At 68.1% G+C, this 13844-nt stretch carries 16 protein-coding genes and 1 pseudogene; 8 read left to right on the top strand and 9 right to left on the bottom strand.

Translation table 11 applies throughout. The features are described from left to right. The first annotated feature begins 13 nt into the window (after positions 1–13). Positions 14–445: a 2-isopropylmalate synthase gene (locus tag NS2_RS17430; RefSeq protein WP_033088363.1), complete on the top strand. Its 432-nt coding sequence runs from the start codon at positions 14–16 to the stop codon at positions 443–445. 60 nt (positions 446–505) lie between these two features. Here the strand turns inward: NS2_RS17430 and trxA are convergent, their stop codons facing one another. Both trxA and NS2_RS17420 read right to left on the bottom strand, forming a co-directional pair. Then, positions 506–871 (bottom strand): thioredoxin, encoded by a 366-nt coding sequence (gene trxA, locus NS2_RS17425; RefSeq protein WP_033088362.1) that lies wholly within the window; start codon positions 869–871, stop codon positions 506–508. A 43-nt stretch (positions 872–914) separates the two neighbouring features. Then, on the bottom strand, positions 915–1418 hold the full coding sequence (locus NS2_RS17420) for a 2'-5' RNA ligase family protein (protein WP_228102733.1): 504 nt from the start codon (positions 1416–1418) through the stop codon (positions 915–917). A 156-nt stretch (positions 1419–1574) separates the two neighbouring features. Here NS2_RS17420 and NS2_RS17415 point away from each other — a divergent pair. The 4 genes and pseudogenes from NS2_RS17415 (at position 1575) to NS2_RS17400 (ending at position 5523) form a co-directional block, all read left to right on the top strand. Further along, positions 1575–2660 (top strand): annotated as a pseudogene (locus tag NS2_RS17415) (isocitrate/isopropylmalate dehydrogenase family protein). Positions 2661–2814: 154 nt separating this feature from the next. Next, positions 2815–3723, top strand: a complete 909-nt coding sequence (locus NS2_RS17410; RefSeq protein ID WP_052086547.1) for an ABC transporter substrate-binding protein — start codon at positions 2815–2817, stop codon at positions 3721–3723. A 6-nt stretch (positions 3724–3729) separates the two neighbouring features. Continuing rightward, a complete protein-coding gene (locus tag NS2_RS17405; protein WP_033088360.1) occupies positions 3730–4680 on the top strand; it encodes an amino acid ABC transporter permease in 951 nt (316 codons plus the stop codon). A gap of 90 nt (positions 4681–4770) precedes the next feature. Next, on the top strand, positions 4771–5523 hold the full coding sequence (locus NS2_RS17400) for an amino acid ABC transporter ATP-binding protein (protein ID WP_143161516.1): 753 nt from the start codon (positions 4771–4773) through the stop codon (positions 5521–5523). A gap of 88 nt (positions 5524–5611) precedes the next feature. Here NS2_RS17400 and NS2_RS17395 read toward each other — a convergent pair whose 3' ends face one another. The 5 genes from NS2_RS17395 to NS2_RS17375 form a co-directional block, all read right to left on the bottom strand. Beyond that, the gene (locus NS2_RS17395; RefSeq protein WP_143161367.1) at positions 5612–5866 is read right to left on the bottom strand and encodes a hypothetical protein; all 255 of its coding nucleotides are present in this window, start codon (positions 5864–5866) and stop codon (positions 5612–5614) included. A gap of 83 nt (positions 5867–5949) precedes the next feature. Further along, on the bottom strand, positions 5950–6351 hold the full coding sequence (locus NS2_RS17390) for a hypothetical protein (RefSeq protein WP_052086545.1): 402 nt from the start codon (positions 6349–6351) through the stop codon (positions 5950–5952). A gap of 133 nt (positions 6352–6484) precedes the next feature. Continuing rightward, positions 6485–7333, bottom strand: a complete 849-nt coding sequence (locus tag NS2_RS17385) for an alpha/beta fold hydrolase (protein WP_033088359.1) — start codon at positions 7331–7333, stop codon at positions 6485–6487. Continuing rightward, complete coding sequence (locus NS2_RS17380) at positions 7330–7761, bottom strand: helix-turn-helix domain-containing protein (RefSeq protein WP_033088358.1); 432 nt, start codon at positions 7759–7761, stop codon at positions 7330–7332. The genes NS2_RS17385 and NS2_RS17380 overlap by 4 nt, the downstream gene beginning before the upstream one ends. Before the next feature lie 53 nt (positions 7762–7814). Next, positions 7815–8720 carry a LysR family transcriptional regulator gene (locus NS2_RS17375; protein WP_033088357.1) on the bottom strand — a complete coding sequence of 302 codons (906 nt, stop codon included), beginning with the start codon at positions 8718–8720 and terminating at the stop codon, positions 7815–7817. 71 nt (positions 8721–8791) lie between these two features. On the opposite strand from NS2_RS17375, the gene NS2_RS17370 reads away from it, so the two are divergent. The 3 genes from NS2_RS17370 (at position 8792) to NS2_RS36090 (ending at position 11294) form a co-directional block, all read left to right on the top strand. Next, entirely contained in the window at positions 8792–10156 is a 1365-nt protein-coding gene (locus tag NS2_RS17370; protein ID WP_033088375.1) for an FAD-binding oxidoreductase, read from the top strand. A gap of 98 nt (positions 10157–10254) precedes the next feature. Next, positions 10255–11136: an SPFH domain-containing protein gene (locus NS2_RS17365; RefSeq protein WP_033088356.1), complete on the top strand. Its 882-nt coding sequence runs from the start codon at positions 10255–10257 to the stop codon at positions 11134–11136. Beyond that, the gene (locus NS2_RS36090; protein WP_162836611.1) at positions 11136–11294 is read left to right on the top strand and encodes a type II toxin-antitoxin system antitoxin; all 159 of its coding nucleotides are present in this window, start codon (positions 11136–11138) and stop codon (positions 11292–11294) included. The genes NS2_RS17365 and NS2_RS36090 overlap by 1 nt, the downstream gene beginning before the upstream one ends. Positions 11295–11357: 63 nt before the next feature. Here NS2_RS36090 and NS2_RS17360 read toward each other — a convergent pair whose 3' ends face one another. After that, positions 11358–12833, bottom strand: a complete 1476-nt coding sequence (locus NS2_RS17360; protein ID WP_052086543.1) for a serine/threonine-protein kinase — start codon at positions 12831–12833, stop codon at positions 11358–11360. Positions 12834–12874: 41 nt separating this feature from the next. Continuing rightward, on the bottom strand, positions 12875–13747 hold the full coding sequence (locus NS2_RS17355; RefSeq protein WP_033088355.1) for a class I SAM-dependent methyltransferase: 873 nt from the start codon (positions 13745–13747) through the stop codon (positions 12875–12877). Positions 13748–13844: the final 97 nt, after the last annotated feature.

Raw genomic sequence — 13844 nt, 5'->3', positions numbered from 1 at the left:
GGACACTAGTTCAATGACTATCACCATCGATACCCCCATGTTCCTCGCCGCTGCCCCCGCGAGCCTGCGGGCCGAATGCATCGGCCTGAGCCCCGCCGAGTTCCACGACCGGTACTGCGAGCCCAACGGCCCGGTCAAGCTCAGCGACTGGACCCCGATCGGCCACCGCGCCGGGACGGCCACCCTCGAAATCGCCGATCACCTGCGCACCGTCACCGCGGCGGGCAGCCCGGTGGCCGCGCTCACCTCGGCCCTCTACGACGAGGGCTACCCGGTGGAGATCCTCCAGTTCCACCAGCGCCGCACCGAGGACGGCACGGCCACCTTCGTGCAGTGCGAGTTCAACGGCCGTCGCGGCTGGGGTGCGGCGCTCGCCGACGACCCGGCCGAGTCGACCATCCGCGCCATGATCGCGGGCATCAACCACCTGGGTTCGCACTTCTGAAACGTCAAGCGCCGCATCTCTTTTCGGGGGAGATGCGGCGCTCGACGGTGTGTGCGGAGCTTACTTCGATTCCTGCTCGGCGATCTGCTTGCGAACCTCGTCCATGTCGAGGGCCTTCACCTGGGTGACCAGATCCTCGAGGGCGGCCGGGGGCAGCGCGCCGGGCTGGGCGAAGACGAGCACGCCCTCGCGGAAAGCCATGATCGTGGGGATCGAGCGGATGTTCGCGGCCGCGGCCAGTCCCTGCTGATCCTCGGTGTCGACCTTGCCGTGCACCACGTCGGGGTGCGCCTCGGACGACTTCTCGAAGGTGGGGGCGAAGCTGCGGCACGGTCCGCACCACGATGCCCAGAAGTCGACGAGAACGACGTCGTTGCCGGTGACTACCTCGTCGAAGTTCTGCTCGGTCAGGGTCTGGGTGGCCATGGTTTCCTCTCGTATTCGATGTCCCCGGTACCAACACCGGGCCCTATGGATATCTTCCCTGGGCGACGGGCCATTCGAGACGCCGGTCACCATCCCACCGCCGGATACCCTCCACGGTAGCCCGGAAATCCGTGTCCCAGGCCACCGCATCGAGCGCGGCCTGGAGCTGGCCGGGCCGCAGCCGCCGGGCCAGGGTGACGTGCGGTGTCCAGCCGTCGGGGCGGACGTTCGCCGGGATACCGGGGCAGTCGGCGACCACGCGGAACAGCCTGTGCTGCAACGTGATCAGCGGCGCGGACGGTACCACGGCCCGCACCAGGATCGGCGCGTGCGAACCGAACACCAGCAGTCCGCCGAGCCGGACCTGGAAAGGCCGGAAATCCTGCTGCCCCAACGCCTTGTCGAGCCGCGGCCAGATCTCCGCGGCGACCGCGACGGTGATGTGCGGCCGGTGCTCCGGGCCGGGCGCGTGCAATCCGAGCTCGCGCAACACCGCCCACTGCCGCCGCACCTCCGCCTCGGCCGCCGTGTCCAGCACCAACTCCACCGATTGCACCATCGTGCGTCGAACTTACGCGGTCGCCCGAAGCAACGCGGTGTTCCGAACCGACGCGGTGTTTCCCAACCGCGCCCAGGTCTCGAAACATGCGCGGGGAGTGTGCCGGGGCGTCGCCACGGGCGCGTTTGCGCAAGGATGGCTGCCATGAACGACTCCGACACTCCACTACGACTGGGCCTGCTGGCGGGCGACGGCATCGGCCCGGAAATCGTGCGCGTCACCCGCGACGTGGTCGACGACGCCGTCGCGGCGACGGGGCTGTCGCCGGTGGAGTGGGTGCCGTTGCCGCTGGGCCGCGAGGCGATCGAGGAGTACGGCGATCCCGTGCCCGAGTGCACCATCGAGGGCCTGGCCGGGCTCGACGCCTGGATCATGGGCCCGCACGACAGCGCCTCCTACGCACCCGAATTCCGCACCGGCCTGCCGCCCGCGGGCAGGATCCGCAAACGCTTCGGCCTCTACGCCAATATCCGCCCGGCCCGCACCCTCGAGGGCGTGCGCTCCGTGGCCCCGGCCATGGACCTGCTGATCCTGCGCGAGAACACCGAGGGCCTCTATGCCGACCGCAATATGGCGGCCGGGTCCGGGGAGTTCCAGCCGTCGCGGGATGTGGCGCTGGCCGTGGGCGTGTTCACCCGCGCGGCCATCGAGCGCATCGCGCACCTGGGTTTCGAGATCGCCACCGAGCGCGGCAAGAAGCTCACCATCGTGCACAAGGCCAATGCGCTGCCGATGACCATGGGCCTGTTCCGGGATGTCTGCTATGAGGTCGCTGCGCAGTATCCGGAGGTCGAGACGAACGATGAGCACGTCGACGCCGCCGCCGCGCACCTGGTGCGCGCGCCCCAGGACTACGACGTGATCGTCACCGAAAACCTGTTCGGCGACATCCTTTCCGATCTGGCCGGGGAGCTGAGCGGTTCGCTCGGCATGGCGGCGTCGGTGAACTGCTCCGACACCCAGATCATGGCGCAGGCCGTGCACGGCGCGGCCCCCGCGCTGGCCGGGCGCAATCGCGCGAATCCGGTGGCGCTGTTCAATTCCGCGGCCGGCATGCTGCGCTGGATGAGCCGCACCCAGCGCTACAGCGCCCTGTAACGGGTGGGGGAGCGCATTGAACACGCGGTTGCGGATACGTTGCGGGCCGGAGTCGCCACATCCGATTTGGGTGGGTTAGCATCTACCTCCGAATTCACCGAGCAGGTGCGCGCCCGGCTGCACCGCTGGTGAGCGCGCACTTCCGGGACCGGGCGTGTTCGGCCACGCGATGGCGTGTCGCCGATTAATGTTCGGTTACCGACCGACGCGGACGGTGTCACTCGCCTACATTTCAAACGGCGAGCGACGCCCGGACGTCGCGCACCCGAACTCGTGGAGGACTGCTGTGTCTGTTCGTAACTCACTCCGCGGGCGTGCCCTGCGGGCCGCCTGCGTGCTAGCCGGCGGCGCCCTCGTGCTGACCGCCTGTAGCAACAACACCGAGTCCAGTGGTCCCGCGGTCGCCAAGATCGACGTGGCCAAGGTCGACACCATCGCCGCCAAGGTGCCCGCCGACATCAAGTCGTCCGGCAAGCTCATCGTCGGCGTGAACGTGCCCTACCAGCCCAACGAGTACCGGGATCCGAGCAGCGGCAAGATCGTCGGCTTCGACGTCGACCTGATGGACGCGGTCGCCAAGGTGATGGGCCTGAACGCGGACTACAAGGAAGCCGACTTCGAGAAGATCATCCCCTCCATCGAGGCGGGCACCTTCAACGTCGGCATGTCCTCGTTCACCGACAACAAGGAGCGCGAGGCCACTGCCGACTTCGTCACCTACTTCTCCGCGGGCAGCCAGTGGGCCCAGCAGAAGGGCAAGACGGTCGACCCGGACAATGCCTGCGGCAAGCGAGTCGCGGTGCAGCGCACCACCGTTCAGGACACCGACGAGATCCCGGCCAAGTCCAAGGCGTGTGTGGCCGCGGGCAAGGCGGAGATCCAGAAGGTCGCCTACGACGAGCAGTCCGCCGCCGCCAACGCGCTGGTGCAGGGTCAGGTCGACGCCATGTCCGCCGACTCCCCGGTGACCGCGTACGCCATCAAGCAGGCCAGCGACAAGATCGAGGCCGCGGGCAAGATCTTCGACTCCGCGCCCTACGGCTGGCCGCTCAAGAAGGGCTCCACGCTGGCGCCGGTGCTGCAGGAAGCTGTGCAGTATCTGATCGACAACGGCCAGTACAAGAAGATCGCCGAGAACTGGGGCGTCCAGGAGGGCGTGATCACCAAGTCGGTCATCAACGGGGCGACGAGCTAAGTCGTTATGTCGCAGGACGAGACCAACTCCGCAGCATTGGCTGCAGCCGCGGTCGCGAGCACCGAGCCCGAGCCGATCAAAGCGATTCCGCTGCGACGGCCGGGCCGGTGGATCGCCGCCGCCGTCATCCTCATCGCCCTGGCGCTGTTCATCTACGGCGCCAAGACCAACGAGGCCTATCACTGGAACACCTACTTCAAGTACCTGGGTGACAAGCGAATCGCCCAGGGCGCGTCGGTGACCCTGGAACTGACCGTGCTGGCCATGCTCATCGGCGTGGTGCTGGGCGTGGTGCTGGCCGTCATGCGGCTCTCGCCGAACCCGGTGCTGCGCTCGGTGGCGTGGGCCTACCTGTGGATCTTCCGCGGGACCCCGGTCTATGTGCAGCTGGTGTTCTGGGGCCTGTTCCCCTCGCTGTACAAGACCATCACGGTGGGTGTGCCGTTCGGGCCGTCGTTCACCAGCTTCGATGTGCAGCACTGGTCGGCGCCGTTCTTCTTCGCCATGATCGGCCTGGGTCTCAACGAGGCTGCCTACATGGCCGAAATCGTGCGCGCCGGAATCAATTCCGTGGGCGAGGGGCAGCGCGAGGCGTCGGTGGCGCTGGGCATGTCGTGGACCCAGACCATGACCCGCACGGTGCTGCCGCAGGCCATGCGGGTGATCATCCCGCCGACCGGCAACGAGCTCATCTCCATGCTGAAGACCACCTCGCTGGTGACGGCCATCCCGCTCACCACCGACCTGTACGGGCGGGCGCGCGACATCTACAGCGTGAACTTCCAGCCGATCCCGCTGCTGCTGGTGGCGGCCACCTGGTACCTGCTCATCACCAGCGTGCTCATGATCGGCCAGTACTACCTGGAGCGGTACTACTCGCGGGGTTCCTCGCGACAGCTGACCGCCAAGCAGTTGCGTGCGCTGGCCCAGGCGCAGGTCGCCGGCGGAACGGGATAGGTGAACGCTGATATGTCCGAGGACTCGATGTCGTTCTCCAAGAATCCCACTCCGCTCGTCGAGGACGCGCTGCCGCCGTCGGGCGTGCCCATGGTGCGCGCGGACCGCGTCTGCAAGAGCTTCGGCGCGCTGCAGGTGCTCAAGGGCATCACCCTGGAGGTGAAGCGCGGCGAGGTGCTGTGCCTGATCGGCCCGTCCGGTTCCGGCAAGTCCACCTTCCTGCGCTGCATCAACCACCTCGAGCAGGTGAACGCCGGACGGCTCTACGTGGACGGCGATCTGGTCGGCTACCGCGAGAAGAACGGCAAGCTCTACGAAATGAGCCCGCGCGACGCCGCCAAGCAACGTCGCGATATCGGCATGGTGTTCCAGCACTTCAATCTGTTCCCGCACCGCACGGCGCTGGAGAACATCATCGAAGCGCCGACCCAGGTCAAGAAGCTCAAGCGCGCCGAAGCGGTGGCCCGGGCCAAGGAACTGCTGGGCCGAGTCGGCTTGGCGGACAAGGCCGATGCCTACCCCGCCCAGCTCTCGGGCGGCCAGCAGCAGCGGGTGGCGATCGCCAGGGCGCTGGCCATGGACCCCAAGCTGATGCTCTTCGACGAGCCCACCTCGGCGCTGGACCCCGAGCTGGTCGGCGAGGTGCTCGGCACCATGCGCGAGCTCGCGGCGTCGGGCATGACCATGGTGGTGGTGACCCACGAAATGGGCTTCGCCCGTGAGGTCGCAGACCAGCTGGTCTTCATGGACGGCGGCGTGGTGGTCGAGGCGGGCAACCCCCGCGAGGTGCTGGCCAACCCCCAGCACGACCGCACCAAGGCGTTCCTTTCACGGATTCTGTAGCTGCCGCAACAGCATTCGTTCGCCCCCGTTCCGGAGCATCGGAGCGGGGGTGAATGCTGTCGGCGGGCAGGCGCACTCGCCGGAGGGTCTACTGCAGCTCGTTCTCCTCCAGGTAGATCTCGTCATCGACGACGAGCCGCACTCCGAAGCCGTGGGTGCCGCTGGGCGGCGTTCCGCCGGGCAGCCAGGCGGTTTCGGTGTCTCCGGCCTTCAGCCGGTCCCCGGAGAATTCGCGATCTCCGAGGATCGCGAACTGAGCGTGTTCGAAACCGATGCTCCCCACCTCATCGTCGGGCAGTGGCTCGCCCATCGGATCGGTGACACTGCCCGGGACCGGATGCACCGCCAGCACCTGATCGAAATTCGGCCGCCCCTGAATGTGGTGCGCCAGGAACAGGTTCCCCGGTTTGCCGAAGCACAGATAGGTCAGCCGCCGATCGGCTCGTCCATGGCCAATTCGCCGAACCAGACCACATTCCGGACGGTGGCGACCGCGTCCTTGACCATGGTCCTGCCGCCGCGTTCGAAGTGGCCGTGCACCAGGCTGCCCCGAATCGAGGTCAGCTTCGGGCCGCCGCCGGACGGATCCAGCTCCGTGATCGGGAACACCTCCGGATCGAAGGTGTGGATGCCGTGGAATCCGGCGTGCCGGTCCACCGCCAGCGCGGTGTGAGACTCATCGTCGAGATCGACTTCGAGCAGCACCTGAAAGTTGTGCGGTGACATGAACATCGGCAGATGCGAGAAGTACGTCGTCGACTGGGTGCCGAAGACGAGCATGCCGTGCGTGCCGATGGTGTTCGGGGTTTCCCCGGTGTGGCTGTCCATTGTTCGCTCCTGACTTCGGGCTCGAATGCCAGGGTGGTACGCCGGGCGTTGCGGGCACGAGTGCCGCGGTACTCGAAACCGGTGCGGGAAAGCGCCCGCCGTACCTGCTCGGTGCGGCGCGAATGCGTAGTGATCAGATGTGTCGCCCGCGCAGGAACTCGTGGACCGCATCGGTTTGCCCGAGGATGGCGTGGCCCACGCCGGGCAGGACGCGGATGGTGGCGTCGGGGATGAGTTGTTCGGCGCGGCGGGCGGTTTCGGCGGACTTGAACATGGCGTCGTCCGCGCCGACGATTACCAGGACCGGCATCTTCAGGCTGCTCAGCTGGGCGTCGGTGAAGATCGGCAGTTTGCCGGTGCGCGGGTTGAAGTGGGTGAAGGTCAGCGTCACGTCGTCGAGGATCTCGGCGTGGTCGGTCAGGTTCAGGCCGGTGACGATGGCGGCGGAGCGGCGCAGGTCGTGATTGCTGAACAGGTGGTCCAGGAGGTTCTTGAAGATCCAGCCGAAGCGCTGCTTGCCGATGCCGCCGGGGCAGTACAGGGCCAGCTCGGTGACCCGCGCGGGGCGGCGGACGGCGTAATCCAGTGCGGTCCAGCCGCCCAGCGACATGCCGACAAAGCTCGCGGCCGAAATGCCCAGGCCCGCGAGAACATCGTCGAGCCATGCCGCGATCGCGTCGGAGCCCAGCTCGGGGCGCGACTCGGCGCTGCCGCCGGGCTCGCCGGGCATGTCGACCGCGTAGACGCGGAAATCCGCTGCCCAGGAAGCGATATCGCCGCGCCAGGCGGAGGAGTTGGAGCCGGAACCGTGCAGCAGCACGAGCGGCGGCGCGTCCTGGGGGCCGGACGCCAGCACGAAGGTGTCGCCCTCGCGAGTCGCGACGTGCAGCTGCTCGGCGGGAATCGGCCACTGCCGCAGGATCTCCCGGTAGCGGGCCTGGATGGCCTGGCGACCGGCCTCGGACTTGTAGATCGCGCTCACGACGCGAGGACTCCTTCCATGTATTCGAGCAGCCGGGCGGTATCGCCCAGGCCGCCCACGAGCATGACCTTCAGGCGGGCGCGTTCGCGGTCGTAGAAGGTCTGGACGCGCAGCGGTGTGCCGTCCGCGGGCCGGGTGGCCGCCGCACCGGTCAAGAGGGTGGTGACGCGGTCGGCGGTCGGCGGTTCCACCGCGTCCACCTCGACAATGCTCGACACCTCCGAATGGCGTTGCCGGACAGCGGTTTCGCGTGGACTGTCGGGGGCGGGCAGGCCCGTGAACGCCGCCAGATCGGTCCGGTTGATGCGGTACTGCTTGCCGATCCGGGTGGCGGGCAGCTTGCCGTCGCGGACATAGCCGCGGACGGTCCGGACGTGCAGGCCGAGTCGTTCCGCGACCTCGTCGACGGAATACAGACGATCAGTCACGAAAACTACCTTAAACATCCCTATCGGTAATCTCAATAGGGACGGTTGAGTAATTATCTGGACGGGGTCTTCCATCGGGTCAGCGCGATCCGGAGCTGGCCGAGCAGGACCTTCGTGGCCGGGCTCATCGGCCGCTCGGCGTTCCAGGCCAGGACCAATCGGCCGCGCATCGGCGGGTCGATCTCGAGCGTGCGTACGCCGAGCGCGGCCGCGTCCTGCGGTGGCAGCCGGGGGATCACGGCCACGCCCAGCTCGTGGGCGGCCAGGCGGATCAGCAGCGGGGGAGCGGCGGCCTCGAACGCCACGTCGGGTACCAGACCGGCTGCGGCGCAGGCATTTTCGAGCAGGCCCCGCAGTCCCGTGCCGGGCGGCAGGCTGATCAGCGGATGGGCGCACAACTCCGCCAGGGTGATCCGTTCGCCGAAGCCCTCGGCGTCGGCGGCCACGGCCGCGACAATGGCGCTGTCGTACACGGTTTCGGTGCCGATGACCGGGTCGAGATCGCCGGAGATGCTGAGCACGCCGATGTCCAGGCCGCCGCGGCGCAGGGCGGCGTACATGGCGTCGGAGGTGTCCTCGGTCAGGGAGATGCCGATCTGCGGATGATCGCGGTGGAAGTCGGCCAGTACCTGCGCGGTGTCGATCTCGTCGAGTGCCGCGCCCGCGATCAGCCCGACCCGCACGTGCCCGCGCAGCAGACCGGTGAACTCGTCGACCGTTTGGGTGATGCGCTCGACCTGTTCGAGGGCGGCCCGGGCCAATGGCAGCACTGCCTCGCCGACCGGTGTCAGCGTGACCGAGCGGCTGGTGCGATCCAGGAGTGGTTGTCCCAGTTCGTGTTCCAGCTGTTTGATCTGGGCGCTGAGGCCGGGCTGCGCCAGATGCAGGCGGGCCGCCGCGCGGGTGAAGTTGGCTTCCTCGGCGACCGTGACGAAGTACCGCAGCTGACGCAGTTCCATAACTTCTGATTCTAGCTACAAGAAAAACTATCTGTTGGAGTTCTAGATCGGATCCGGGCAGGGTTATGGACATGACGAAGACAGCGATCACCGAACTGCCCACCGCCACCGGCCCGGTCTTCCAGCCCGGCGACACCGGCTACGAGGCCGAAATCGCCGGATTCCAAACCGCTTACACCCACCGCCCCGCCGTGGTCGTCGGCGCGGCCCACGCCGAGGACGTCCGGGCCGCCGTGGAATACGCGGCGCGCCACGGACTTCCGATCGCCGTGCAGAACACCGGCCACGGCCTGTCGGTCGCCACCGACGGCGGCGTGCTCGTCACCACCCGGCGCATGACCGATATCCGCATCGACGCCGAGCGCCGCACCGCCCGGGTGGCGGCGGGCGTCCAGGCCGGAACCCTGATCGAGGCGGCCGCCGCGCACGGCCTCGCGCCGCTGAACGGATCTTCGCTCTCGGTCGGCGTGGTCGGCTACACCCTGGGCGGCGGGATCGGCATCCTGGCTCGCGAATTCGGTTATGCCGCAGAGCATGTGCGGGCCATCGAGATGGTCACCGCCGACGGCCGGTTGCGGCGGCTGGAACCGGGCGACGAGCTGTTCGGCGCGGTGCTGGGCACCGGTGGGAACTTCGGCGTGGTCACCGCGCTGGAATTGGCGCTGCTGCCGGTCACCACGGTGTACGGCGGCCAGCTGCAATTCGACACCCCGCTGGTCGCGCCCGCGCTGGAGGCGTGGCGGCTGTGGACCCAGGACCTGCCCGAGCAGATGACCTCGGCCATCACCACGATGTCCTTCCCGGATATCCCGGCCTTCCCGCCGCACCTGCGCGGCCGGTACGTCGCGACCATCAATATCGCCTTCACCGGTTCGGCCGAGGAGGGCGAACGGCTGGTCGCCCCGCTGCGCGCGGTCGGCGCACGGATGGCCGACGACCTGCGGGAGATGCCCTACACGGAAAGCCATGCCATCTACCGGGATCCGGAACACCCGCACGCCTACGTCGCCCGCAACGCGCTGCTGTCCGAGCTGCCCGCCGACGCCACCGACGCCTTCCTCGACGCCACCGCTCCGGGGTCGGGACTACCGGTCATCGCGGGGTTCCGCCACCTGGGCGGCGCACTGGGCCGCCCGGGACCGAACGGCATTTCGATGGATCACCGTGCCGCCGAATACATCGTGCGAGTCCTGGCCATGCCCACCACCGACAACGCGGACCAGATCGACACCCGTTTCGCGGACGTCCTGAAGACCGTGCACCCCTGGACCCTCGGCCACAACCTGAACTTCCTCTACGGCGGCGGCGAGCGCGCCGACGAGAACCAGACCCGCGCGGGCTACAGCCCGACCACCTACGACCGCCTGGCCGCCCTGAAGTCGAAATACGACCCGGCCAACCTGTTCCGCAACAACCGCAATATCCGCCCGCGCTGAGACCGGCTGGCAGGGGCCTGAGCAACTCGCGAGGGTCCTTGCCGAAGCGCTATCGCAGCAGTATCGTCGTGATATCACTTCGATACTAGGAGAATGTCATGGAGTTGCGTCGAGCCTTCCGGCTGAACGGCTTCGTCATGTTGGGGGTACTGGTACTGCTGGTCGTCGCGATCGCGGCCGAGACGTACGGGTTGAACGGGCGGGGCAATGGTGACGGGGGTTCGTCGACCGTGCTCGGTGTGCTGCTGGCGGTGACGATTCTGGCCGCCGTGCTGGTGGCGTCGGGTTTCATTACCGTGAATCCCAACCAGGCCAAGGTGATTCAGTTCTTCGGCCGGTACATCGGGTCGGTCAGTGAGGCCGGGTTCCATTGGGTGACACCGTTGTCCAGCCGGCGCGGGATCTCGTTGCGGGTGCGCAACTTCGAGACTCAGAAGCTCAAGGTCAATGATTCCGACGGCAATCCGGTCGAGATCGCTTCGGTCGTGGTCTATCAGGTGGTCGACAGCTACAAGGCCGCCTTCGCCGTCGACGACTACGAGGACTTCGTGACCACCCAGTCCGAGACCGCGGTCCGGCACCTGGCCACCACTCACCCGTATCAGACCGATGATTCGGGCACCGCGAGCCTGCGCGACGGCACCGAGGTCGCCGGTGAGCTCACCGCCGAACTGCGCGAACGCACCCAGCTGGCCGGGATCGAGATCATCGAGGCCCGCATCACCCACCTGGCCTACGCGCCGGAGATCGCCCAGGCCATGCTGGTCCGCCAGCAGGCCGCCCAGGTGGTCGCCGCCCGCAGCCGCATTGTCGAAGGCGCGGTCGGTATGGTCGGCATGGCCCTGGACCGCCTCTCGGAACAGGGTGTGGTCGAACTCGACGAGGAGCGCAAAGCGGCAATGGTCTCCAACCTTCTGGTGGTCCTCTGCGGTGACCGCTCCGCCGCCCCCGTCGTCAACGCCGGCTCCCTCTACGCCTGATGTCCAAGCGCGAGCCGAAAAAGGTGCTGCTCCGGCTCGACCCGACGGTCCACGACGCCATCGCCAAATGGGCCGCCGACGACCTCCGCAGCATCAACGCCCAAATCGAATACGCGCTCAGGATGGCCCTCAAAAACGTCGGCCGCGAACCGAAATGATCATCCCGACCCGCTGCCTCGGCCGAAACCGGCCGGGGCAGCGGCCATTCGCCGGCGCAGAGCTCACGACACCAGTTCGGCGCTGTCGATCAAATAGCTGCCACCGGTCGGGACCAGGCGTGCCCGCCGCAGCTCGGTCGCGGTGCGGCCGTCACGGTAGCGCAGGTTCAGGCGGTACGTCACGGTCTGCTGCGCCGCATCCGCAGAGACGTCCCACGCCGTAGCCGATTCGACTGTGCCCCAGAAGTTTCGGTAGGCGTCGTAGCCACCGATGAAGGTCTGGTACCGCGTGGTCAGGCGGGCCCAGGCGGTCGACGTGTCGGCGGGCAGCAGCGCGTAGTGCGCGCGGACGAAGTCCGCCAGGGCAGTGGCCTGCGTGGGGGTCGAGGTCACGGGGCCGGGTGCGGCGGTGGACAGGAACGGGACTGTCGACGGTGCGGCGGTGGCCGGGCCCGGGAGCGCCAGCGGCGAGGTTGCGGTCGCATAGGTCGCGGGCGATGGCGAGCTCGCCGAATTGTTTCCGCCCGTGCGTAATTGACCGGTCACCAGGGTTACCGCGACGATCGCCGCCACCGCCATCGAGGCCGCCCACACCAATGCGCGCAGTGACCGTTTCGCCGGATCGGCGGGACGGTGCGCGCGTTCGGTGACCGTCGCGCCCGACGGCGGATTCGACCGTACGGCGGCCTCTTTCACCCGCGCCGGTAGCTGCGCGGTGGGCGGTTCGGCTCCGGCCAGCGCCGCCTGCGCGGCGGCGGCCAAGGCCCCGGCCGACGGGTAGCGGTGATTCGGATCCTTCGCCATGCCGTGGCCGATGACCGCGTCGAACGCACCCGGCACCCGTCCTTCGACCGAGGGCCGCGGTGGCGGCGCGGACAGATGCGCAGCGATCTGCCGCTCGACACTGGTGCCCGGGAACGGTTTCGAACCGGTCAGGCATTCGTAGAGCACACAGGCCAGCGAGTACACGTCGGCGCGCGCGTCGTAGTCCCCATCCTCCAGGCGTTCCGGGGCCATGTAGGCGAAGGTGCCGATCGCCGCGCCGTCGGTGGTGAGCCCGGTGTCGTCGCCGCCGCGCGCGATGCCGAAGTCGATCAGATACGCGAAATCGTCCGCGGTGATGAGGATGTTCGACGGCTTCACATCGCGATGCACCAGCCCGGCGCGATGCGCCGCGTCCAGCGCCGCCGCGATCTGGCCGATGACCGCCACTGCCGAGGCCGGAGCCAGCGGCCCGTCCAGGCCGAGCCGGGTACCCAGATCCACGCCCTCGACCAGACGCATATCCAGGAACAGCCGCCCGTCGATCTCCCCGAAATCGTGGATCGGAATGACATGCGGCTCGGTCAGCCGCGCGGTGGCCAGCGCCGCGCGGCGGAACCGCTCCCGGTACACCGGATCGTGCGCGAGCACCGGCGGCAGCACCTTGAGCGCCACGATCCGGTTCGTCCCGGTGTCGAAGGCACGGAACACCTGCCCCATGCCGCCCGCGCCGAGCACATCGAGCAGCCGATATCGGCCGAACGAGCTCTCCTGCACGCCACACCCCCTGATTCACCCCGAGGGTAACGGCGATGGGATCAGGCGCGCTTCTCGGTGACGAATATGGCTGTGCCGGGGAAGATCTCGCCGCGCAGGGGGCTCCACTGACCCCACTCGCGGTCGAGCCATTCGGGCCAGTCGGGTTCGATGATGTCGACGAGGGTGAGGCCGGCGGCGACGATTTCGCGGACGCGGTCGCCGATGGTGCGGTGGTGCTCGACGTAGGTGGGCTCGCCCTCGGAGTCCATTTCGACGTAGGGGGTGCGGTCGAAGTAGGGGATGGTGGCGCGCAGGCCGTCGGGGCCCGGGTCGTCGGGGAAGATCCAGCGCATGGGGTGGTTGACGGAGAAGACCCAGCGGCCGCCCGGCTTGAGGACGCGGTGGACCTCGCGCATGACCTGACCGGAGTCGGCGACGAAGGGGACCGCGCCGAAGGCGGAGCAGGCCAGGTCGAAGGACTCGTCGGCGAAGGGCAACTCTTCGGCACCCGCCTGAATGAGCGGGACGCGCGGGCCGCCCGCGGCCATGGCGGCGAGCCCTCGATCCAGCATGGAACGGGAGATATCGAGGCCGACCGGGTGCGCGCCGTGCGAGGCGAGCCAGCGCGAGCAAGGGGCCGAACCGCAGCCGATCTCCAGGATCCGCTTTCCTTCTATATCCCCGAGCAGATGCCAGTCACCTTCGTGCAATCCCTCCGGGCACCACACGAACTCGCCGGCGGGGGAGTCCACGCCGAGGAAGTCGGCGTGGGTGTCGTGATAGGCGGCCGCGTCGGCGTCCCACCACTTGCGGCTGGCGCGCTGACTGGTCTCGGAGTCAATCTTGGCGCGGGTCACTCCGACCGTTCCGAGAAGGGCATTGGCCTCGGCGTGCCGGGCGTCGTCGGGGGTGGCAGAGTGATCTTCGGACATGGGCTCACCCTATCGAGGGTTGCGATGGGACCCATGTTTGCTTGGTACAACACGCGTCGCGTACGCTGTTTTCCGCGAGTGTCTTCTGTACCCGGTT

It is taken from the genome of Nocardia seriolae NBRC 15557 (assembly GCF_007990715.1).
In the GTDB taxonomy this organism is placed as follows: domain Bacteria; phylum Actinomycetota; class Actinomycetes; order Mycobacteriales; family Mycobacteriaceae; genus Nocardia; species Nocardia seriolae.
Note: the sequence above shows the minus strand (reverse complement) of the source record. Positions and strands in the feature narration are given on the sequence as shown.